General features: G+C 66.8%; 21 protein-coding genes. 20 read left to right on the top strand and 1 reads right to left on the bottom strand.

Going from position 1 to position 22,633, the window contains the following annotated elements:
* Positions 1–160: 160 nt before the first annotated feature.
* From rpsD to nusB, 13 genes are all read left to right on the top strand, one after another.
* Positions 161–787 carry a 30S ribosomal protein S4 gene (gene rpsD / locus ASG79_RS09795; protein WP_009357431.1) on the top strand — a complete coding sequence of 209 codons (627 nt, stop codon included), beginning with the start codon at positions 161–163 and terminating at the stop codon, positions 785–787.
* Between the two features lie 144 nt (positions 788–931).
* Positions 932–1,306, top strand: coding sequence for a DUF948 domain-containing protein (locus ASG79_RS09790; protein ID WP_018769323.1), 375 nt, complete (start codon positions 932–934; stop codon positions 1,304–1,306).
* A 17-nt stretch (positions 1,307–1,323) separates the two neighbouring features.
* Positions 1,324–1,554, top strand: coding sequence for a DUF6167 family protein (locus tag ASG79_RS09785; protein ID WP_222430050.1), 231 nt, complete (start codon positions 1,324–1,326; stop codon positions 1,552–1,554).
* Between the two features lie 123 nt (positions 1,555–1,677).
* Positions 1,678–4,356, top strand: a complete 2,679-nt coding sequence (gene alaS / locus ASG79_RS09780) for an alanine--tRNA ligase (protein WP_056390465.1) — start codon at positions 1,678–1,680, stop codon at positions 4,354–4,356.
* 7 nt (positions 4,357–4,363) lie between these two features.
* The gene (gene ruvX / locus ASG79_RS09775) at positions 4,364–4,963 is read left to right on the top strand and encodes a Holliday junction resolvase RuvX (RefSeq protein ID WP_056390463.1); all 600 of its coding nucleotides are present in this window, start codon (positions 4,364–4,366) and stop codon (positions 4,961–4,963) included.
* Positions 4,960–6,696 (top strand): endolytic transglycosylase MltG, encoded by a 1,737-nt coding sequence (gene mltG, locus ASG79_RS09770; protein WP_056390459.1) that lies wholly within the window; start codon positions 4,960–4,962, stop codon positions 6,694–6,696. The genes ruvX and mltG overlap by 4 nt, the downstream gene beginning before the upstream one ends.
* Positions 6,693–7,553, top strand: a complete 861-nt coding sequence (locus ASG79_RS09765; protein WP_056390456.1) for a shikimate dehydrogenase — start codon at positions 6,693–6,695, stop codon at positions 7,551–7,553. Before mltG ends, ASG79_RS09765 begins: the two co-directional genes overlap by 4 nt.
* A 23-nt stretch (positions 7,554–7,576) precedes the next feature.
* Positions 7,577–8,776, top strand: coding sequence for a chorismate synthase (aroC, locus tag ASG79_RS09760; protein WP_026265774.1), 1,200 nt, complete (start codon positions 7,577–7,579; stop codon positions 8,774–8,776).
* Positions 8,776–9,345 carry a shikimate kinase gene (locus ASG79_RS09755; protein WP_018769316.1) on the top strand — a complete coding sequence of 190 codons (570 nt, stop codon included), beginning with the start codon at positions 8,776–8,778 and terminating at the stop codon, positions 9,343–9,345. The genes aroC and ASG79_RS09755 overlap by 1 nt, the downstream gene beginning before the upstream one ends.
* A complete protein-coding gene (gene aroB, locus ASG79_RS09750; protein WP_056390453.1) occupies positions 9,342–10,433 on the top strand; it encodes a 3-dehydroquinate synthase in 1,092 nt (363 codons plus the stop codon). Before ASG79_RS09755 ends, aroB begins: the two co-directional genes overlap by 4 nt.
* The gene (locus tag ASG79_RS09745; protein WP_056390450.1) at positions 10,433–10,951 is read left to right on the top strand and encodes a hypothetical protein; all 519 of its coding nucleotides are present in this window, start codon (positions 10,433–10,435) and stop codon (positions 10,949–10,951) included. The genes aroB and ASG79_RS09745 overlap by 1 nt, the downstream gene beginning before the upstream one ends.
* A gap of 172 nt (positions 10,952–11,123) precedes the next feature.
* Positions 11,124–11,687, top strand: coding sequence for an elongation factor P (gene efp / locus ASG79_RS09740; protein WP_018769313.1), 564 nt, complete (start codon positions 11,124–11,126; stop codon positions 11,685–11,687).
* Entirely contained in the window at positions 11,687–12,097 is a 411-nt protein-coding gene (nusB, locus tag ASG79_RS09735) for a transcription antitermination factor NusB (RefSeq protein ID WP_018769312.1), read from the top strand. The genes efp and nusB overlap by 1 nt, the downstream gene beginning before the upstream one ends.
* Before the next feature lie 64 nt (positions 12,098–12,161).
* On the opposite strand, the gene ASG79_RS09730 is transcribed toward nusB, so the two are convergent.
* Positions 12,162–13,433 (bottom strand): PrsW family intramembrane metalloprotease, encoded by a 1,272-nt coding sequence (locus ASG79_RS09730; RefSeq protein WP_018769311.1) that lies wholly within the window; start codon positions 13,431–13,433, stop codon positions 12,162–12,164.
* 185 nt (positions 13,434–13,618) lie between these two features.
* Between ASG79_RS09730 and pyrR the strand changes: the two genes are divergently transcribed.
* Genes pyrR through pyrF form a run of 7 tightly spaced genes read left to right on the top strand, consistent with a single transcriptional unit; the run spans position 13,619 to position 22,553 of the window.
* Positions 13,619–14,206, top strand: coding sequence for a bifunctional pyr operon transcriptional regulator/uracil phosphoribosyltransferase PyrR (gene pyrR, locus ASG79_RS09725; RefSeq protein WP_018769310.1), 588 nt, complete (start codon positions 13,619–13,621; stop codon positions 14,204–14,206).
* The gene (locus ASG79_RS09720; RefSeq protein ID WP_018769309.1) at positions 14,203–15,231 is read left to right on the top strand and encodes an aspartate carbamoyltransferase catalytic subunit; all 1,029 of its coding nucleotides are present in this window, start codon (positions 14,203–14,205) and stop codon (positions 15,229–15,231) included. The genes pyrR and ASG79_RS09720 overlap by 4 nt, the downstream gene beginning before the upstream one ends.
* Positions 15,231–16,571 carry a dihydroorotase gene (locus ASG79_RS09715; RefSeq protein WP_018769308.1) on the top strand — a complete coding sequence of 447 codons (1,341 nt, stop codon included), beginning with the start codon at positions 15,231–15,233 and terminating at the stop codon, positions 16,569–16,571. Before ASG79_RS09720 ends, ASG79_RS09715 begins: the two co-directional genes overlap by 1 nt.
* Positions 16,571–17,089, top strand: a complete 519-nt coding sequence (locus ASG79_RS09710; RefSeq protein WP_018769307.1) for a hypothetical protein — start codon at positions 16,571–16,573, stop codon at positions 17,087–17,089. Before ASG79_RS09715 ends, ASG79_RS09710 begins: the two co-directional genes overlap by 1 nt.
* Positions 17,070–18,368, top strand: coding sequence for a glutamine-hydrolyzing carbamoyl-phosphate synthase small subunit (carA, locus tag ASG79_RS09705; RefSeq protein ID WP_043424936.1), 1,299 nt, complete (start codon positions 17,070–17,072; stop codon positions 18,366–18,368). The genes ASG79_RS09710 and carA overlap by 20 nt, the downstream gene beginning before the upstream one ends.
* Positions 18,368–21,682 carry a carbamoyl-phosphate synthase large subunit gene (carB, locus tag ASG79_RS09700; protein ID WP_018769305.1) on the top strand — a complete coding sequence of 1,105 codons (3,315 nt, stop codon included), beginning with the start codon at positions 18,368–18,370 and terminating at the stop codon, positions 21,680–21,682. Before carA ends, carB begins: the two co-directional genes overlap by 1 nt.
* Complete coding sequence (gene pyrF / locus ASG79_RS09695; protein ID WP_018769304.1) at positions 21,675–22,553, top strand: orotidine-5'-phosphate decarboxylase; 879 nt, start codon at positions 21,675–21,677, stop codon at positions 22,551–22,553. Before carB ends, pyrF begins: the two co-directional genes overlap by 8 nt.
* Positions 22,554–22,633: the final 80 nt, after the last annotated feature.

Here is a 22,633-nt window from a genome sequence, read left to right as displayed (position 1 = left end):
GTAGGCTGGATGTTCGTCTGGCAAGGCACGGACGCACAATCTCCCCAATTCGTTGAGAAGGTTATGCCCTGCGCCCAGTAGCAAAAGGCAGCGGTTGGCCGATGCTCTCCATCGTGGAGGCCAGTAACACTGACACACCGCAGATATTGGAAGGACACTAGTGGCTAACAACACTCGTGCTCGCCGTCAGGCCCGCCTCTCGCGGTCCCTCGGCATCGCTCTGACCCCCAAGGCCGCCAAGTACATGGAGCGCCGCCCGTACGGCCCCGGTGAGCATGGCCGTGCCCGCAAGAAGCAGGACTCCGACTACGCCGTACGTCTGCGCGAAAAGCAGCGCCTGCGCGCCCAGTACGGCATCCGCGAAGCACAGATGACCCGTGCCTTCGAAGAAGCCCGCCGCACTAAGGGCCTGACCGGTGAAAACCTCATCGAGCTGCTCGAAATGCGTCTCGACGCCCTGGTCCTGCGTGCCGGCTTCGCCCGCACCATCGCCCAGGCCCGCCAGCTGGTTGTGCACCGCCACATCATGGTTGACGGCGTCCGCGTTGACCGCCCGTCGTTCCGCGTCGGCGAGGGCCAGCTGGTCCACGTCCACAGCCGCAGCGAGACCATGGTTCCGCTCCAGGTTGCCGCAGCCGGCGCACACCGCGACGTCCTGCCTGCCGTTCCGGCCTACCTGGACGTCAAGCTGGAAGCCCTGCAGGCACGCCTGGTCCGCCGCCCCAAGCGTTCGGAAATCCCGGTGACCTGCGAAGAGCAGCTCGTCGTCGAATTCTACGCACGCTAAATCCCAGCAGCGTATCCAAAGAAGCCCGTGGCACGCGCCGCGGGCTTCTTTGTATGTAAGGTACTTGGGGGACATCTGCGCAACGGGCATTCCGTCACGCCGCGGATGGGGCTCAATCACAGAATTTCGAGGAGATGAACGTCTATGACTGGTGGCGATATTGCCGGCCTGATCGCTGCCGGGGTGTTCGCGCTCCTGGTGCTGCTGCTCGCGGTCCCCATCCTGAAGCTGGGGAAAGTCTTCGACGAAGTGCGGACTGCCATCAGGTCCATCAGCGACGGCGCCACGCCCCTGATGGATGAGGTAACGGCCACCGTTTCCACCACCAACCAGCAGTTGAAGAAGGTGGACGGTATCGCGTCCAACGTCTCCGACGCATCCGCCAACATTTCCGCCCTGTCCTCGCTGGTGGCGGCCACGGTGGGCTCGCCGCTGATCAAGGTTGCGGCGTTCAGCTACGGCGTGCGCAGCGCCGTCGCCAACCGCCGGAAGCCCGCTGCCGGCCGCCGCAGCCGCTAGATTCGAAGAGAACGAATATGAAAAGAATTGTCTGGATGGGAATCGGCGTGGCCATTGGGGTCATTGCCTTCCGCAAAGTGAGCCAGGCCCAGTCCACTCTTGGACCTGAGGGCCTCAACCGTGCGGTAGGGCGTCTTGCCGACGGGGTGTACGACTTCGCGGATGCCGTCCGCGCAGGGATGCGCGAACGGGAAACCGACCTGCGGACCGCCCTTGGCGTCGAGTCCGCGGAACTGGTCCGCCGCTGAGCCCGCGGGGCACAACCGGCACCAGCCAACAACCGGCAGGAACCCGATCCGGGAACCTTGCCACCTGAACGAAATTTCCGTGCCGCCCGGCGGGACGGACCAAGAAGGGTAAGAAAACAGCTCATGAAGTCGCAGGAGATCACAAAGCGCTGGGTGGACTTTTTTGTCAGCAAGGGCCACACGGCGGTTCCCTCCGCATCGCTGGTCTCCAGCGACCCCTCCCTGCTGTTCACGGTGGCCGGCATGGTCCCGTTCATTCCGTACCTCACTGCCCGCGAAGAAGCGCCCTACTCCCGCGCCACCAGCGTGCAGAAGTGCATCCGCACCGGCGACATCGAGGAAGTGGGCAAGACTGCCCGCCACGGCACCTTCTTCCAGATGTGCGGCAACTTCTCGTTCGGCGACTACTTCAAGGAAGACGCCATCAAGTTCGCCTGGGAGCTCCTCACCAAGAGCGTTGACGACGGCGGCTACGGCCTTGCGCCCGAACGTCTGTGGGTGACGGTCTACGAAGAGGACGACGAAGCCGAGGAACTGTGGCTGAAGAACACCGGCGTCCCGGCTGAACGCATCCAGCGGATGGGCAAGTCGGACAACTACTGGCACACCGGCCAGCCCGGACCCGCCGGCCCCTGCTCCGAGATCTACTACGACCGCGGTCCCGCCTACGGCGTTGACGGCGGCCCCATCGCCGACGAGAACCGCTACGTCGAGATCTGGAACCTGGTGTTCATGCAGTACCAGATCGAAAACGTCCGCTCCAAGGTGGACTTCGACGTCGTCGGCGAGCTGCCCAAGAAGAACATCGACACGGGCCTGGGCATGGAACGCCTTGCCATGATCCTGCAGGGCGTCGAGAACATGTACGAGACCGACCAGGTGCGGCCGGTCATCGACAAGGCCGCCGAACTGTCCGGCAGGGAATACACCTCCGCCGAAACCCCGGACGATCCCCACCACACCGACGACGTGCGCATGCGCGTGGTGGCCGACCACATCCGGTCGGCACTGATGCTGATCTCCGACGGCGTGACCCCCTCCAACGAGGGCCGCGGATACGTCCTGCGCCGCCTCATCCGGCGTGCCGTCCGTTCCATGCGCCTCCTGGGTGTGGAACAGGCCTGCCTGCCTGATCTGCTGCCCGTATCGCGCGACGCCATGAAGGGCGTCTACCCGGTGGTGGCGACCGATTTCGACCGGATCAGCCGCATTGCCTACGCCGAAGAGAAGGCGTTCCTGCGCACCATCGCGTCCGGCACCGCCCGGTTGGAAGAGGCCGTGAAGGAATCCAAGGCCGCCAATAAGCCGCTGTCCGGTGCGGACGCCTTCACGCTGCACGACACTTACGGCTTCCCCATCGACCTCACGCTGGAGATGGCGGAGGAAGCGGGACTCAAAGTGGATGAGGCGGCCTTCCGCGGCCTCATGCAGGAACAGCGCCAGCGCGCCCAGGCCGATGCCAAGGGCAAGAAGGGCGGCCACGCCGACCTCACCGTCTTCCAGGACATCCTGGCCCAGGGCGAGACGGTCTTCACCGGGTACACCGAGCTTGAGGGCGAGTCGCGCGTTCGCGGCCTGCTCAGCGCCGGCCGCCAGGTGCAGCAGGCCGCCACCGGCGACGAGATCGAACTCGTCCTGGCCGAAACCCCCTTCTACGCCGAAGCCGGCGGCCAGGCCGCCGACACCGGCCTGATCACCGGTGACGGATTCGTCGTCGAGGTCCTGGACGTCCAGCGGCCCGTGAAGGGTCTAAGTGTCCACAAGGCGATTGTCCGCGAAGGCGAAATCGGCGCTGACTCGCTGGTGCGCGCCGCCGTCGACCGTGAACGCCGCCATGCCGCTGAGCAGGCCCACACGGGCACGCACATCGTGCATGCCGCGCTGCACCAGATCCTTGGTCCGGAGGCCACCCAGCGTGGATCCTTCAACAAGGCGGGGTACCTGCGCTTCGACTTCGCCTGGGGCGAAGGCCTGAGCACCGCCACGCGGTCCGAAATCGAGGAAGTCTCCAACCTGGCCATCCGTAACAACTACGCGGTGGAAACGAAGATCATGGGGCTGGCCGAAGCGAAAGCCATGGGCGCCATGGCCCTTTTCGGGGAGAACTACGGCAGCGAGGTGCGCGTGGTGGAGATCGACGGCGCGTGGTCACGCGAGCTGTGCGGCGGCACCCACGTTGCCAACACCTCGCTGATCGGCAGCCTGTCGCTCCTGGGCGAACAGTCCGTCGGCTCGGGCAACCGCCGCGTGGAGGCCTTCGTTGGCATGGAGGCCTTCCGCCACCTTGCGGCTGAGCGTGCCCTGGTGACCGAACTGACGGACCTGTTGAAGGTCCCGTCCGGCCAGCTCGCCGACAGGATTTCCGCCACCCTGGCCAAGTTGAAGGCCACCGAGAAGGAACTGGACCGGCTCCGCAAGGAACAGCTGGCCGCTTCCGCTGCGCAGCTGGTCAACACCGCCCAGGACGCCGCAGGCGTCAAGGTGCTGGCCCACGACGCCGGCACCGTCAGCGGAGCCGATGACCTTCGCGGCCTGGCCCTTGACCTGCGCAACCGGCTCGGTTCGGCAGCTGCCGCCGTGGCTGTGGCCGGCGTCGCCAACGACCGTCCACTGATCCTGGTAGCCACCAATGAGGCAGCCAGGGAGGCCGGCGTCAAGGCCGGTGCCCTGGTCCGGGTGGCTGCCGGTGTCCTCGGTGGTGGTGGCGGCGGCAAAGACGACGTCGCCCAAGGCGGCGGAACCGACGCCGGAAAGGTCGGCGCTGCCCTGGCAGCCGTCGTCGACGCCATTTCAAGGCGCTAACCACGTTATGACCGATCCTGTTGCTGCCGGCGGCTACCCCCAGGGCGTCAAACTGGGGGTGGACGTCGGCACCGTCCGGGTGGGCGTGGCCGTCTGCGACCGCGACTCCATCCTTGCCACGCCGTACAAGACCCTCGACCGGAATGCCAGGAAAAACTCGGACGTGCGCGTCATCGCCAAACTGGCGGAGGAACTCGGCGCGGTGCAGGTTATCGTCGGGCTGCCCAGGACGATGAAGGGCGAAGAACATGCCTCGGCCAGGATGGCCACGGACTATGCCCTCCTCCTCGCCGCGGAGTTTTCACGGCGCGGTCTTGCCGTTCCGGTGAACCTCGTGGATGAGCGCCTCAGCAGTGTCACGGCCCACCGGAACCTGCACGAAGCTGGCATGAGCAGCAGGGACCACCGTAAAGTAGTGGATCAGGTCGCGGCGGCGGGTATTCTTCAGCACGCCATCGACATGCAGAAAGCCAGGGGAGCGGATGTCGGCTCACGCGTGACAGCGCCACCCCCGTCCGTGGACCTGGGGGCCGGTGGGACGGACGAAACCGTCCGCGCCATCCCCGCAGACACGGCCCAATCTTCAGATAATGGAAGGCAACAGTGAGCCCTGCCAACATTGACGACACCTTCGGCCGGCTGGATACCGGGGCTGGGAGGCCGTTGACCCGCAAGGAACTGCGGGCACGGGAGAAGAGCCTCAATACCGGTGGCCAGGACGCCGTGCCCGAGCAGGCCTATGAAACCGGCGACGTCCCGCCGCCCCCGGCCGCACCGCCTGCGGCGCCGTCGCCAGCAGCGGCGCCCACGTTTGCTCCGCTTCCCGGCGCAGGTGATGTTCCTGCGGCACCGGAGGCACCCCCGTCCATCCAGGACGAAGAGCCCGCAGGTCCTTCCCACGCGGACCCTTTCGACGGCGACGCTGCCGCCCCGGACGCCCCTGCGCCCCTTGGACATCACGACGACGTCCCGCACCATGGCAACGTCGGCGGCCATGACGCCGTCGGACACCAGGACGCTGTCACGCTTCATGACGATGTGCACCATGAAGTCGCCCTGCACCACGACGCCGCCGGGCACCAAGACCACGTGCACCACGCAGCGGACCTGCACCACCCGGACCTGCACGACTACCAGGAAGTGCACGACGACCATGTCCACCACGCCGCCGGATACCACGACGATGCCCACGTGGACGCACCGCACCACGATGTCCACCACCACGACGCGGACCATGGATTGCTGCCCGGCTCATCGGCAGCCCAGGTAGTGCCGCGCCCCTCGAAGAAGGTCCGGCGCCGGCGCAGGCTGCTCGCCCTGTTCCTGACCCTTGCCGTTTTTGTGGCGGCTGTGGCCGTGGGAGCCCAGTTCCTCAAGCCACTCCTGGGCAACGGCAAGCCTTCGGACTTCCCGGGTCCCGGATCGGGTGAGGTCCGGATCACGGTGGCAAGCGGCGAGGGAACCCGATCGGTCGCCACGGAACTGGAGAACCAGCGCGTCGTGGCCAACGCCGACACGTTCATGCAGGCGTTCCATGCCTCCGGCGGCACATTGTCGCCGGGCGACTACACCTTCAAAACCGAGATGAAGAACGCGGACGCGGTCAACATCCTGGCGGGCAAGGACAAGACGAAGGTCATTTACTTCGCCCTTAGCGCGGGCCTCAGGATTGGCGAATCGCTGCAGGCGATCTCGGAGGGCTCGGGGATTTCCGTGCAGCAGCTGCAGGCCCTCAGCAACCAGCCCGCACAGTTTGGCCTGCCCGCCAACGCCAAGAACCTCGAAGGCTACCTGGCACCGGGTGAGTACCGTTTCCCGCTGGGAACCCCGGCCAAGGACATCCTGCAGGCGCTGGTGAAGTCCACCACCGATGAACTCGTGTCGCAGGGCATCACGGACCCCGCCAAGCAGTACCAGGCCGTTATCGTGGCCAGCATTGTCCAGGCCGAGGGCGGACAGGCAGACTACGGTGACGTGGCGGGCGCCATTTACAACCGGCTCAAGCCCAATGACCAGACCGGTGGCTTTCTGCAGGTTGACTCCGCCGTCACGTACGGCCTTGGCACCCGGAGCTTCAACTTCACGGACGAGCAGCGCCAGGACAAATCCAACCCCTACAACACCTACGCCAATCCGGGGCTGCCGCCGGGACCCATCGGTTCTCCCGGCAAGACCGCCATCGATGCGGCCGCCCGGCCCAAAGCCAATGACTACCTGTACTGGGTGACCATCAATTTGGACACCAAGGAAACCAAGTTCGCCAAGACACTGGCTGAACACAACGCGTACGTCGAGCAGTACAACGCGTGGTGCCAGGCCAACGCGGGCCGCTGCACATGACTCTGCGGGCTGCCGTGCTGGGCCACCCGATCAGCCACTCGAAATCCCCGGCGCTGCATCTCTCGGCATACGGGCAGCTGGGCGCGGGCATCAGCTACACGGCCATCGACGTCACAGAGGAGTTGCTGCCGTCCTTCATGCGCCAGATCCGGCACCAGCCGGGCTGGCGCGGGCTCTCCGTCACGATGCCGTTGAAGACGGCGATGCTCCAGGAAGTGGACGAGGTACGGGGAGTCGCGCAGACCCTCGGCGTGGTGAACACCGTTACCTTCGAGGACTCAGCCGGCGGCATCAAGACGGTGGGCTCCAACACGGACGTTGCCGGGATCGTCAACGCCCTGTGCCATGCGGGCACCCCCGCAGCACCAACGGCTGTCATCCTTGGTGGCGGCGGGACCGCTGCATCGGCCATCGCTGCCCTGAAGGAACTGGGCACCGGAACGGTGCAGGTCTTCGTCCGCGATGCCTCACGCACAGCAGATGTCCGTGCAGCCGCGGACAGCCTGGGAGTTGCCCTGGAGGTCCGCCCCCTGGCTGGAGCCGCGCGCCCCACGTCGGAAGCCGACGTCGTGATTTCCACCCTGCCGCCCCGTGCGGCAGACGGACTCGCAGCCGAAGTGGCCGCCTTGAAAGCTCCGACGCCCGGCGTGCTGCTGGATGTTGCCTACGATCCGTGGCCCAGCCTGGTTGCCTCGGTATGGCAGGCCGGCGGTGGCCGCGTGGTGCCGGGGCTGGAGATGTTGCTTTACCAGGCAGTGGAGCAGGTGCGGCTCTTCACCCGTCGCGGGGAAGACGTTAATGCAGCTGTCATAGATGTGATGTGTGACGCAGTCGGCCTTGCCCGGCGGGCGTTCTGACCGCCCTACGTGGCAGGATGGAAATTATGCGTTGGTTGACTGCCGGTGAATCCCATGGTCCGGCTCTGATGGGAATTATTGAGGGCGTCCCCGCCGGTGTGGAAATCACCAGCGGGCACATCGCAGACTCCCTGGCCCGCCGCCGCCTTGGCTACGGCCGCGGTGCGCGGATGAAGTTCGAGCAGGACGTGGTCACCATCCTCGGCGGTGTCCGGCACGGCATCACCCAGGGCGGCCCCGTTGCCATCCAGGTGGGAAACACCGAATGGCCCAAATGGGAGCAGATCATGTCCGCCGACCCGGTGGCCCCCGAACTCCTCGCCGACCAGGCGCGCAACGCGCCCCTGACGCGTCCCCGTCCGGGGCACGCGGACTTCACCGGCATGCAGAAGTACGGCTTCGACGAAGCGCGTCCGGTGCTGGAACGCGCCAGCGCGCGGGAGACCGCCACCCGGGTGGCGCTGGGCACCGTAGCGGCGCAGTTCCTCAAGCACCTCGGCATTGAGCTCGTCAGCCACACCGTGTCCATTGCCAGCGTGACGGTGCCCGAAGGCCGTCCGTTGCCCGTACCGGGCGATGTCATTGCCCTGGATACCGACCCCCTGCGCTGCTTCGACCGTGACACGTCGAACGCCATGGTGGCCGAGGTGGACGCCGCGCACAAGGAAGGCGAAACACTGGGCGGCGTGGTGGAGGTCCTTGCCTACGGCCTCCCGCCGGGACTTGGCAGCTACGTGCACTGGGACCGCCGGCTGGACGCCAGGCTTGCTGCGGCCCTCATGGGGATCCAGGCCATCAAAGGCGTGGAGGTGGGCGACGGCTTCCTCACCGCAGCCCGCCGCGGTTCTGCCGCCCATGACGAGATCGTCCGCGACGGCGGCGGCCGGATTGTGCGCGCCAGCAACCGTGCCGGCGGCATCGAAGGCGGCATGAGCATCGGGGATGTCCTCCGCGTCCGTGCAGCCATGAAGCCCATCGCCACCGTGCCGCGTGCCCTGCGGACCATCGACGTCAGCACCGGTGAACCGGCCAAGGCCCACCACCAGCGCTCGGACGTTTGTGCAGTCCCGGCCGCCGGCGTGGTGGCCGAGGCCATGGTGGCCCTGGTCCTCGCCGAGGCTGTCATCGAAAAGTTCGGCGGTGACTCCGTGGCGGAAACCGCACGCAACATCAAGGGTTACCTGGACAACATCCCGGCATCCCTGGACTCGATCGGCCAGTAGTGCTCCACCGCAGCAGTACCGGATCTGTCGGCGACCGGCCGATTGTGCTCATCGGCCCCATGGCCGTGGGCAAATCGGCCATCGGCCAGCAGCTGGCGCAGCAGTTGGGCGTCCGGTTTGTCGACACGGACGCCGTGATCGTTGCCGGGCACGGATCCATCGCCGAGATCTTCGCGGGCCGCGGTGAACACGCCTTCCGGGAAATTGAGGCGCGGACCGTCGCCCGCGCCGTTGAGGAAGCCGAAGGGACAACCACTGTTATTTCGCTCGGCGGGGGAGCGGTGCTCGACTCGGGGACGCAGCAGCTGATCAGCCACTGCACCGTCGTGTACCTGGAGTGCGACGCCGACACCGTCGCCGACCGGATTGCCCGGAACTCCGGCCGGCCGCTCCTTGCCGGCGACGCCATGGGCCGCTGGACAGCAATGTTCGCCACCCGCAGGCCGGTCTACGAGAAGCTGGCCGACATCACCCTGGACGTCCGCCACGGCTCGATACCCGAGCTCGGCGGCCGGCTGGAAGCAGCACTGCGGAACCACGCAGCTGCCAAACAGGAAGTTGAAAAGTGAACACCCAATCAACAGTCATCAACGTCACCGGCGAGGGTGCCGGCAACAACTACGGCGTCGTCGTCGGGCGCGGCCTGCTTGGTGACCTTCCCGCGCTGCTCGGGGAGCGCGTCCGCCGGGTCCTGGTGATCCACCCCCGCGCCCTGCGCCTCACCGGCGACACCGTCCGCGATGAACTCGCAGCCGCCGGTTTCACCTCCCTCACCGCCGAAATCCCGGACGCCGAAGAAGGCAAGCACATCCAGGTGGCAGCTTTCTGCTGGCAGGTCCTGGGCCAAAACGACTTCACCCGCTCGGACGCCATCGTCGCCGTCGGCGGCGGGGCAGTGACCGACCTGGCAGGCTTCGTCGCCGCCACCTGGCTGCGGGGGGTCAAAGTCATCCACATGCCCACCAGCCTGTTGGGCATGGTGGACGCGTCCGTGGGCGGCAAGACCGGCATCAATACCGCGGAGGGGAAGAACCTCGTCGGCGCCTTCCACCCGCCCGCCGCCGTCCTGGCGGACCTGGACACCCTGGACACGCTGCCGAAGAACGAGATCATTTCCGGACTGGCCGAGGTGATCAAGTGCGGCTTTATTGCCGATCCCGCCATTCTTGACCTGGTGGAAAAGGACCCGGCCACCGTGGTTGACCCGCGCTCCGACGTGCTCCGGGAACTCATCGAGCGGGCTATCGCCGTCAAGGCGAAAGTTGTTTCCGAGGACCTCAAAGAGTCCGGGCTGCGGGAAATCCTGAACTACGGACACACCCTGGGACACGCCATCGAACTGGTGGAACGGTATTCCTGGCGGCACGGCGCCGCCGTGTCCGTGGGCATGATGTTCGCAGCGGAACTTGCCCGCAGCGTGGGCCGGCTCAGCGATACCGACGCCGACCGGCACCGGAGCATCCTGGAAGGCCTTGGGCTCCCGGTCACCTACCGGCGGGACCGTTGGCAGGGCCTGCTGGACGGGATGCGGCGCGATAAGAAATCCCGCGGCGACCTGCTGCGCTTCGTGGTGCTTGACGGCATCGCCAAACCGGGGATCCTCGACGTCCCGGACACCTCGCTGCTGTTTGCGGCCTACCAGGAAATTGCCTCCTGATGCAGGGCAACATGAGCGGAACCTCCGACTGGCCCGAGGCCGGCTTCCCGGGTATCCGGATCAATCCGGACACGCTGCTGCCCCAGGTCGTCAACGAGGACGCGGTGCGGGAGGCGTTGGCCGCCTCCACCGACCCCGCTGACCACATCTTCGTGCTGCTGGTTGAGGGCCACGCGTCCGAAGCTGCCGAACTGCTGGCCGAGGCACGCTTCAAGGACCCGGAATCATTCCTGCTCCGTGTGTTCGAAGCCGAGGTGCTCAGCGTCAGCCACCGCATGGACCGTGCCATTGGGTTGTTCCGGCAGCTCCTGGCTGAGGCGCACGGCACGCCGCGGGAGACCCTGGCCCTGCTGTACCTGGGCCGCACGCAGTACGCAGCCGGCCAAACCTCCGCGGCGGTGGAGTCCTTCTCCAGGGCGCTTGACCTGGGGGTGGCGCAATCGGCGGATGCCGCCCAGATCTATTCCTCCACGGTGGCCCTCCAGCGTGCCAGGGACGTCCTGGACCTGGCCTGCTGAGCCGGCCGGCAGCGCCGGCGGAAAGGCCCGCTCCGATTTACCGGTAGAATGGTTGTGGAATTTTTGCATCCACGCGATTTTTGACAAACACGTGCAGGCGGGCCGTTGTGGCGTGCCCGCCCGGCATACAGCATCTGACCACGCGGCCAGACAAAGAAACCAGAGGAAACCAGTGGCAACCACTAACGACATTAAGAACGGAACGGTCCTGAAGCTTGAGGGCCAGCTCTGGAACGTCATCGAATTCCAGCACGTCAAGCCCGGCAAGGGCGGCGCCTTTGTGCGGACCAAGATGCGCAACGTGATGTCCGGCAAGGTTGTTGACAAGACCTTCAACGCCGGGCTCAAGATCGAGACGGCCACCGTGGACCGCCGCGACTACCAGTACCTGTACCAGGACGGTGCGGACTTCGTCTTCATGGACACCTCCGACTACGACCAGATCACCGTCTCCGGTGCCACGGTGGGCGACGCCACCAACTTCATGCTCGAGAACCAGATGGTCAACATTGCCATCCACGACGGCAACCCCCTCTACATTGAACTGCCGCCGAGCGTCGTCCTCGAAATCACCTACACCGAGCCGGGCCTGCAGGGTGACCGCTCTTCCGCGGGTACCAAGCCCGCCACGCTGGAGACCGGCTACGAGATCCAGGTTCCGCTGTTCATCGAGAACAACACCAAGGTCAAGGTGGACACCCGCGACGGCAGCTACCTGGGCCGGGTCACTGAGTAGTGAGCGCCCGCGGTAAAGCCCGCAACAGGGCACTGGATGTTCTTTTCGAGGCGGAGCAGCGCTCCGTTTCGGCGTTCGACGTGCTTCGTGCGCGCCGGGAAAAGACCGACCAGGTGGTCAACCCCTACACCCTGGAAATCGTCGAAGGCGTGCTTTCCCAGCAGGCAGCCATTGACGAGTTCCTGGAGACGTACTCGCAGGGCTGGAGCCTGGAGCGGATGCCGTCCGTAGACCGCATCATCCTGCGCATCGGCACCTGGGAGCTGCTCTACAACGACGACGTCCCCGACGGCGTGGCGGTCAGTGAGGCCGTCGCGCTGGCCAAGACGTTGTCCACGGACGAGTCGCCGCAGTTCATCAACGGCCTGCTGGGCCGGCTGCAGCAGCTGAAGCCTTCGCTGCTCGCGTAGCCTTTCCACCACGCAACAGGGCCCCGCCATCCGGCGGGGCCCTGTTGCGTGCAAGCGGTTCACATCATCCGGCCACTGCCGCCCTCAGGGACACGATCCGCTGGAGCTGCTGCCTTTCCTCGGCCTGGTGCAGCGGAACATCGCGTCCGCTCAGGATCCGCTGGCGGGTGTTGGCAAGCTGGGTGGCCGCCTTCACGAACTGCTTCATCTGCCGCTTCCTGCCCGAACCCGCAGCCCATGCCAGGACCATGCGCCTGCCGCCGCGGGTGGCCAGCAGTTGGACTTCCGCGGGCGTGAACCATCCCGCAGCGGAATACTCCATCAGCCGCTGCCGGGTGAGGCGGTTTTCGGCCACCCGCAGGAAGATGATGCCGCCCACTGCCAGCACGAAGATCGGTACCTGGACCATGATGTAGTCCAGCAGGAAGCCGCCGCCCATGCTGTTCCACCTGTTGTGCAGGAACATGGCCGGCAGCAGTCCCACGAAGAAGGCGCCGATCGAGGCGCCCGTGTGCCAGCGCCTGGCAGCGAAGCCCATGACCAGGCCTGTGGTGCCGGTGAAAATCGCATGGGCGAAGGGGGACATGACACCGCGGAGGAAGAACACCTGGGCGAAGTCGCTGGCCGGGGATGCCGATTCCGCGATGGCCCTGCCGAAGTAGAGGATGTTTTCGGTGAAGGCGAAGCCGCCGGCGATGGTGAAGGCAAACACCACCCCGTCCACGGGACCGTCGAATTGCCGGCGCGCCGCGAGGAGGAGGATGAGCAGGCCAAGGGACTTAGCGAACTCCTCGACGATGGGGGCCTGGACGGTGGCCATGTAGGTCTGCAGGTCTGGTTCGTCGGTGAACTGGAAGGCGATCACGAAGAACGGCTGGATGAGCAGGGTCACGGCAACGGACACCGCCGCACCCCACGTGAAGGCAAAGAACAACAGCCGCTTGGGTTCCGGTTCCCACCTGTCGATGATGTGGACCGCAGCCAGGACCACCGACAGCGGGACCAGCGATGCCAGGAAACCAATCAGGAAACCGGCGGCGCCGGTGTTGGACAGCAGGAACGGCACCACCAGGAAAAGGCTCAGGAAAGCAAGCACGCCGCCCGCAACCGTCAGGCCCGCCAGCCCGCTGCGGGTCCGCGATGCCCGCAGCGCGGCTTCCTGCGCCTGCGGCGGCACCACTGCAGCCAGCGGGTGGCCCTGGTGTCCGGGGGCGGCGCGGTAGTATTCGGGCTGCACCTGTCCCATCCAGCTGGGATTGGCCTGCCGGGGCAGGGGGCCGGTGGGCCTGCGGTAGGGGTCGTCGGGGAGGCCGGAGGAAGGCTGCTGCGGATACATCGGCATATCCGAAAGCCTAAGCGGGGGCCACCACACCACAAAGGACCGGGCCTCCCGCGCCGTTCGGGTGTGACCAGTACCGCGTCACCCGGGGACCGGCCGGGCAGGGACCGTGTGGTAATTTTGAACAGCAAACATTCCTTTTTTAATTCCGTCCTGTGAGGCGGGGAAAGGGGAGACGAGCGTTGACTTCCGTCACCAGCGCACCGGTTCCAGCCAGGGTTGTCCTCAGCCAGGCGGACATTGACCGGGCACTTACTCGTATCGCCCATGAGATCCTCGAAGCCAACAAGGGATCCCAGGACCTGGTCCTGTTGGGCATTCCCCGCCGCGGCTACCCACTGGCTGTCCGGCTGGCGGAAAAAATCGCCGCCGCGGACGCCACCGTTGACGCCGCCGCCATTGTGGGCCAGCTCGACGTCACCATGTTCCGCGACGACCTCTCCCACCAGGGGACACGGCCGCCGTACCCCACCAGGCTGCCCCGGACAGGCATCGACAACAAAGTAGTGGTGCTCATCGACGACGTCCTGTACTCCGGCCGGACCATCCGCGCCGCCCTGGATGCGCTGGTAGATCTCGGCCGCCCCCGCATCGTCCGGCTTGCGGTCCTGATCGACAGGGGCCACCGCGAACTTCCCATCCGGGCTGACCACGTTGGCAAGAACCTGCCCACGTCCTCCGCCGAGAAGGTCCGGGTCCGGCTCGAAGAAACAGACACGTCCGACGCCGGAACCCCGGTCAACGAAGTCGTGATCGAAGGCGGCGCATGAAACACCTCCTGTCCACCGAGGACCTCAGCCTTTCGAACGCCATCCGCATCCTTGACACCGCGGAGGAAATGTCTGCCGTGGGGGAGCGGGAAGTCAAGAAGCTTCCCGCGCTGCGCGGACGCACCGTGGTCAACCTCTTCTTCGAGGACTCCACGCGGACCCGCATCTCCTTCGAAGCCGCTGCCAAGCGGTTGTCCGCTGACGTCATCAACTTTGCCGCCAAGGGATCATCGGTGTCCAAGGGCGAATCCCTCAAGGACACCGCCCAGACCCTGTCCGCCATGGGCGCCGACGCCGTCGTCATCCGGCACTGGGCCTCCGGCGCGCCGCACCGGCTGGCCGCCACCGACTGGATCGACGCCGCAGTCATCAACGCCGGCGACGGCACCCACGAACACCCCACCCAGGCCCTGCTTGACGCCTTCACCATGCGCCGGCACTGGGCCCGCCTGGCCGGCACGCGTTCCGATGGGACTGACCTGAAGGGCATGCGGGTCGCCATCGCCGGCGACGTCCTGCATTCCCGTGTGGCCCGGTCCAACGTCTGGCTGCTCCGGACACTCGGGGCCGAAGTCACGCTGGTGGCGCCGCCCACCCTCCTGCCGGTCGGCGTCGACAAATGGCCCTGCAGCGTCAGCTACGATCTGGACCAGACCCTGGCCAACGGTGTCGACGCCATGATGATGCTCCGCGTCCAGGGCGAACGCATGAACGCCTCGTTCTTCCCCAGCACCCGCGAATACTCGCGCCGGTGGGGTTTCGACGACAACCGCCTCCGCGCCCTTGACGACCTGGGCATGACGGACACCATCATCATGCACCCGGGGCCAATGAACAGGGGCCTGGAAATCAGCGCCGCCGCAGCGGACTCACCCCGTTCCACCGTCCTGGCTCAGGTCCGCAACGGCGTGTCCGTGCGGATGGCCGCACTGTACCTGCTGCTCTCCGGGGATACCCGGGAACCAGCCGCCCACCGGGCACCGGCCTATGCCGCCGCGGCCCCGTCCCCCAAGGAGAGCAACTGATGGCAGGCAACACCGGAACCTACCTCATCCAAGGCGCCGCCATCCTGGGCGGCGACCCCGCGGACCTGCTGGTCCGTGACGGCATCATCGCCGAGATTGGCACCGGCCTTGACGCTGATGGGGCCACTGTCATCGACGCTGCAGGCCTGGTGGCCCTGCCGGGCATGGTCGATGTGCACACGCACCTCCGCGAACCCGGCCGCGAGGACGCCGAGACCGTGGAGACCGGAACACGGGCTGCGGCCCTGGGCGGCTACACAGCTGTGCACGCCATGGCCAACAGCACCCCCGTCGCGGACACCGCAGGCGTGGTGGAGCAGGTCTACACTCTGGGCCGCGCGGCCGGCTGGGTGGACGTGCGCCCCGTTGGTGCCGTCACCGTTGGACTGGCAGGGGAGCAACTGGCCGAGCTGGGCGCCATGGCCGATTCCCGCGCCCGGGTGCGGATGTTCTCCGATGACGGCATCTGCGTCCACGACCCCGTGCTGATGCGCCGCGCCCTGGAATACGTCAAGGCGTTCGACGGCGTCGTGGCCCAGCACGCACAGGAACCCCGACTTACAGCCGGGGCACAGATGAACGAGGGCGACGTCTCCGCGGTCCTCGGCCTGACCGGTTGGCCCGCGGTCGCCGAGGAAAGCATCATCGCCCGCGACGTCCTGCTGGCCCAGCACGTCGGCTCGCGGCTGCATGTCTGCCACGTATCCACGGCAGGCTCGGTGGAAATCATCCGCTGGGCCAAGGAACGCGGCATCGACGTCACGGCCGAGGTCACCCCGCACCACCTGCTGCTGACCGATGACCTGGTGCGCAGCTACGACCCCGTGTTCAAGGTCAACCCGCCGCTGCGCACCGACGCCGACGTCCAGGCATTGCGCGCCGGGCTGGCAGACGGGACGATCGACGTTGTGGGTACCGACCACGCGCCGCACCCCAGTGAGCACAAGGAATGCGAATGGGCGCAGGCAGCCATGGGCATGACCGGGCTGGAAACCGCCCTGTCCGTGGTCCAGCACGCCATGATTGAAACCGGCCTGATGACCTGGGCGGACTTCGCCCGGGTCACGTCCACGGCGGCCGCGACGATTGGCCGGCTGAGCGACCAGGGCCGGCCCATCGAAGCCGGGGAACCCGCCAACCTCATCCTGGTGGATCCGGCGGCGCGCTGGACGGTGGACCCCTTCCAGATGGCCACCATGGGCCGCAACTCGCCGTTCAAGGGCAGGGAACTCCCCGGCAAGGTGGTGGCCACCTTCTTCAGGGGGCACCCCACCGTCCTTGACGGCAAACTCAACACCCCGCACCCGGACTCCGCCGCAACCCCGGCAGGCGCTGCCTGATGGACAAAATCCTTCCCGGACTTGCCATGCTGGCGGTGGTCGCCGTCGTGTTCGTCCTCCTCGCCGTCGGCTGGCGCAACCGCCTCAAGCGCCAGTCCGACGTCGAACAACTGCCCCAGGTGCCCGCCGTGCCCGGTGAGCCCACCGCAACTGCCGAAGGGCAGTACGTGGCCACCACCACGGCCGGCGACTGGCTGGACCGCATTGCCGTGCATGGGCTGGGGATCCGCACCAATGCCACCCTCGCGGTGTACCCGCACGGCGTGCTCTATGAGCGGTCGGGTGCGCCTGCGCTGTACATCCCCGCAGCCTCCCTCTCCGATGTCCGGCAGGACAGCGGCATGGCGGGGAAGTTCGTGGAGAAGGACGGCCTGCTGGTGCTGGCATGGACGCACGGTGCCCACCAGCTGGACACCGGCTTCCGGACCCGCCGCGCCGCGGACAAGGACGTGCTCTACCAGGCCCTGCAGGATTTGATTTCGTCAGCCCCAGCGGCTGGTGCCACCAGTGGAAAGTAAGACAGTGAAAGCGAATACATTGACAGCAACCACCTCCGCTCCGGCAGCGCCAGCTGCGCTGGTACTCGAAGACGGGCGCATCTTCCGCGGCACCAGCTACGGCGCCACCGGCACCGCCCTGGGCGAAGCCGTCTTCGCCACCGGGATGACCGGATACCAGGAAACCATCACCGATCCCTCCTACGCCCGCCAGCTGGTGGTCCAGACGGCCCCGCACATCGGCAACACCGGCGTGAATGACGACGACGCCGAGTCCCGGCGCATCTGGGTGGCCGGCTACATTGTGCGCGACGCCGCGCGCCGGCCCTCCAACTGGCGCTCCGAACGGTCGCTGGACGAAGAGCTGGTGTCCCAGGGCATCGTGGGCATCCAGGGCGTGGACACCCGCGCCATCACCCGGCACCTGCGTGAGCACAAGACCATGCGCGCCGGCATCTTCTCCGGCGAGGCAGCCCAGGCCACGGACAAGGAACTGCTCGACGCCGTCCTGGCCAGCGCCCCCATGGAGGGCTCGCGCCTGGCCGAGGAAGTCAGCGTGGACGAAGCCTACGTCGTGGAGCCAAAGGACCACGGCTGGGACGGCGAACCCCGCCTCACCATCGCTGCAATCGACCTGGGCATCAAGGCCATGACCCCGGTCCGGTTCGCCGAGCGCGGCGTCCGAGTCCACGTGCTTCCCGCCACCGCCACCCTTGAGGACGTCAAGGCCGTCAACCCGGACGGCTTCTTCATGTCCAACGGCCCCGGCGACCCCGCCACCGCCGACGCCCAGGTCAAGCTGCTCCGCTCGGTCCTGGACGAAAAGCTGCCCTACTTCGGCATCTGCTTCGGCAACCAGATCCTGGGCCGCGCCCTGGGCTTTGGCACCTACAAGCTCCGCTACGGCCACCGCGGCATCAACCAGCCCGTGATGGACCGGCGCACCGGCAAGGTGGAGATCACCTCCCAGAACCACGGCTTTGCCGTGGACGCCCCCCTCGACGGCGCCACGCAGGCCCCGGAGGCACGCTACGGGCGGGTGGAAGTGAGCCACATCAGCCTGAACGACGACGTCGTGGAAGGCCTCGCCTGCCTGGACATCCCGGCGTTCTCCGTGCAGTACCACCCGGAAGCCGCGGCAGGACCGCACGATGCCGCCTACCTGTTCGACCGCTTCATCGAGCTCATGGAAGGCACACGGGACGGCCGGAACGCCAACGCGTCCAAGGACCCCGTGGACGCGGCCCACCCCGCAGGCGCTGACCACAAAAACGACAACAAGACTGAGGACAAGAAGTAATGCCGAAACGTACAGATCTCAAGAGCGTCCTCGTCATTGGTTCCGGCCCGATCGTCATCGGCCAGGCCGCCGAATTCGACTACTCCGGCACGCAGGCACTGCGTGTCCTCAAGGAGGAAGGCCTGCGCGTCATCCTCGTGAACTCCAACCCGGCCACCATCATGACCGACCCCGAGTTCGCCGACGCCACCTACGTTGAGCCCATCACCCCCGAGGTGGTGGAGAAGATCATCGCCAAGGAACGTCCGGACGCCGTCCTGCCCACCCTGGGCGGGCAGACCGCGCTGAACACCGCCATCGCCCTGGACAAGAACGGCGTACTGGAGAAGTACAACGTCGAGCTGATCGGCGCCAACATCGCCGCGATCGAGCTGGGCGAGGACCGTGAAAAGTTCAAGGGCGTGGTGGAGCGCTGTGGCGCGGAATCCGCCCGCAGCCACATCATCCACAGCATGAATGAGGCCCTCACGGCGGCCGAAGATTTGGGCTACCCCATGGTGGTGCGCCCGTCCTTCACCATGGGCGGTCTGGGTTCCGGCCTGGCCTACAACGAACAGGACCTGCGCCGCATCGTCGGACAGGGCCTGCAGTACAGCCCCACCAGCGAGGTGCTGCTCGAAGAGAGCATCCTGGGCTGGAAGGAATACGAGCTCGAAATGATGCGGGACAAGAACGACAACGTGGTTGTCGTCTGCTCCATCGAGAACTTCGACCCCGTAGGCGTGCACACCGGCGACTCCATCACCGTGGCACCGGCGCTGACCCTCACCGACCGCGAATACCAGAAGCTGCGCGACGTCGCCATCGCCGTCATCCGCGAGGTGGGCGTGGACACCGGCGGCTGCAACATCCAGTTCGCCATCGATCCCAAGACCGGCCGCGTGGTGGTCATCGAGATGAACCCCCGCGTTTCCCGCTCCTCGGCACTGGCATCCAAGGCCACCGGCTTCGCCATTGCCAAGATCGCCACCAAGCTCTCGCTCGGCTACACCCTGGACGAGATCCCCAACGACATCACGCAGAAGACCCCCGCGTCCTTCGAACCCACCCTGGACTACGTGGTGGTCAAGGTCCCGCGGTTCGCCTTCGAAAAGTTCCCGGCAGCGGACAACACCCTCACCACCACCATGAAGTCGGTGGGCGAGGCCATGGCCATGGGCCGGAACTTCACCGAAGCCCTGCAGAAGGCCCTGCGCTCCCTGGAACAGAAGGGCTCGCAGCTGGACTTCAGCTCCGTCCCGGAATGGGAAGTGCCGGAGCTCATCGAGAAGGCCAAGCGCCCCACCACCGAGCGCCTGCACCAGGTCCAGCGCGCCCTCCTGGGCGGCGCCACCGTGGAACAGCTCTTCGAAGCCACCAAGATCGACCCGTGGTTCCTTGACCAGCTGGAGCTGCTCAACGAAATCTCCCGCGAAATCCGCCAGGCCGGCGCCCTGACCGCCGACATGCTCAAGCGCGCCAAGCGCCACGGTTTCTCCGACGAACAGATCGGCGCCCTGACGCACAACCCCGAGGCCGTGGTCCGCGGCGTACGCCAGGCGCTGGGCATCCGTCCCGTCTACAAGACCGTGGACACCTGCGCCGCAGAATTCGCCGCCTACACGCCGTACCACTACTCGGCATATGACGAGGAGGACGAGGTTGCGCTGCACTCCAAGCCGTCCATCCTGATCCTCGGCTCAGGGCCCAACCGCATCGGCCAGGGCATCGAGTTCGACTACTCCTGCGTCCACGCCTCCATGGCGCTGCGCAAGGCCGGCTACGAGACCGTCATGGTCAACTGCAACCCGGAAACCGTCTCCACCGACTACGACGTCTCCACCCGCCTGTACTTCGAGCCGCTGACGCTCGAGGACGTGCTGGAGGTCATCGCGGCCGAGGAACGCACCGGCGGCGTCATGGGCGTGTTCGTCCAGCTCGGGGGCCAGACCCCGCTGAAGCTGGCCCAGCAGCTGGCCGACGCAGGTGTCCCCATCCTGGGAACGTCCCCGGAGGCCATCGACCTCGCCGAGCACCGCGGCGCCTTCTCCCGGGTGCTGGACAAGGCCGGCCTGGTATCGCCCAAGAACGGCACCGCCGTCTCCTTCGAGGACGCCAAGAAGATCGCGGACGAGATCGGCTACCCCGTCCTGGTCCGTCCGTCCTACGTGCTGGGCGGCCGCGGCATGGAAATCGTCTATGACGAGCCCAACCTCTCCCGCTACATCGCCAACGCCACCGAAATCACCCCGGACCACCCCGTGCTGATTGACCGGTTCCTTGAGGACGCCGTCGAAATCGACGTCGACGCCCTCTACGACGGCACCGACATGTACCTGGGCGGCATCATGGAACACATCGAGGAAGCCGGCATCCACTCCGGCGACTCCGCCTGCGTCCTGCCGCCGATCACCCTGGGGAGCAACGTCGTCGAACGCGTCCGCACCGCCACCCGCGCCATCGCTGAAGGCGTGGGCGTCCGCGGCCTGATCAACATCCAGTTCGCGCTGGCCTCGGACGTCCTGTACGTCCTGGAAGCCAACCCCCGCGCGTCCCGGACCGTGCCGTTCGTGTCCAAGGCCACCGGCGTCCAGATGGCCAAGGCCGCGGCCCTCATCGGCACCGGCGTGACCATCAACCAGCTCCGCAGCGCCTACAAGATGCTGCCCGAAACCGGTGACGGCTCCACCCTGCCACTGGACGCCCCCGTCGCCGTCAAGGAAGCCGTCCTGCCGTTCAGCCGGTTCCGGACCCTTGAAGGCAAGGTGGTGGACTCCCTGCTCGGTCCCGAGATGCGTTCCACCGGCGAGGTCATGGGAATCGACAAGCATTTCGACACCGCCTTCGCCAAGAGCCAGGCGGCCGCCAACAACGCGCTGCCCACCGAGGGCAAGGTGTTTGTCTCCGTAGCCAACCGGGACAAGCGCTCGGTGATCATGGGCGTCAAGCGGCTCTCGGACCTCGGCTTCGAGATCGTCTCTACCGGCGGCACCGCCGACGTGCTGCGCCGCAACGGCATCCAGGCCACCCCGGTCCGCAAGGTCGCCGAGGGCAGCAGCGCCGAGGGTGAAGGCACCATCGCGGACCTCATTGTGGCCGGCGAGATCGACATGGTCTTCAACACCCCCTCCGGCGGCGAAGCCCGCAGCGACGGCTACGAACTGCGCGCAGCGGCGACGTCCATCGGCATTCCGTGCATCACCACGGTGGCCGAGTTCAACGCCGCGGTCCAGGCCATCGAAGCCCTGCGCACCTACGAGTGGTCCGTCACCAGCCTGCAGGAGCACGCCGCCGCGCTTGCGGAATCACAGAAGGCTGCGCTGCAGCATGCCTGAGCAGGTACCAGGCAGCAGGCCGGTATCCGCCGCCGGCCGGGAGTCCTTCGGCTCCCGGCTCGGCGCGGCCATGGCCGCCCGCGGCCCGCTCTGCGTGGGCATCGACCCGCATCCGGCACTGCTGAAGAGCTGGGGACTGGACGACGACGCCGCCGGGCTGAGGCGTTTTTCCCTCACCGTCCTGGAGGCGGTGGCTTCGCTCGCTGCCGCGGTAAAGCCCCAGGTGGCGCTCTACGAACGGCACGGATCGGCCGGTATGGCGGTCCTGGAGGAAGTCCTGGCCACCGCCCGGGACGAGTCCGTCCTGAGCATCGCCGACGCCAAGCGCGGCGACATCGGGTCCACCATGGCCGCCTATGCCGACGCCTGGCTCCGGGACGGGTCCCCGCTGGCGGCGGACTCCGTCACGCTGAGCCCCTACCTCGGCTTCGAGTCGCTGCGCCCCGCGCTGGACCTCGCGGCCGAAACCGGGCGCGGTGTCTTCGTGCTGGCGCTGACGTCCAACCCTGAAGGCGCTTCCGTCCAGCATGTTGGCGGTAAGGACTCGGTGGCCCGCAGGATCACGGCCGCCGCAGCGGCCGAAAATGCCCGGTACGGGGGCAGCCTGGGTTCCGTGGGCCTGGTGGTTGGCGCCACCGTTGGCAGTGCCCTGAAAGACCTTGAACTCGACCTCGCTGCCGTCCGCGGGCCCATCCTCGCCCCCGGCCTGGGGGCGCAGGGGGCAACGCCGGCCGACCTCCGCTCCACCTTCGGCGACGCCTACCCGCTGGTCCTGGGAACCTCCAGCCGCGACATCCTTTCGGCAGGCCCGCACCTGGGTGGCCTGCGGGAGGCGGCCCTGCGGACGCTGGACGGGCTGCGGGGACAATAGGCTGCAATTGCCCGGATGCATTGATTCGGGCTGCACCAAAGGGTAGTTTCAGGACAGGTCCAAGGGCGGCCGCCCTTGGA

It is taken from the genome of Arthrobacter sp. Soil761 (assembly GCF_001428325.1).
In the GTDB taxonomy this organism is placed as follows: Bacteria; Actinomycetota; Actinomycetes; order Actinomycetales; family Micrococcaceae; genus Arthrobacter.
This window is presented reverse-complemented; position numbering and strand designations above follow the sequence as displayed.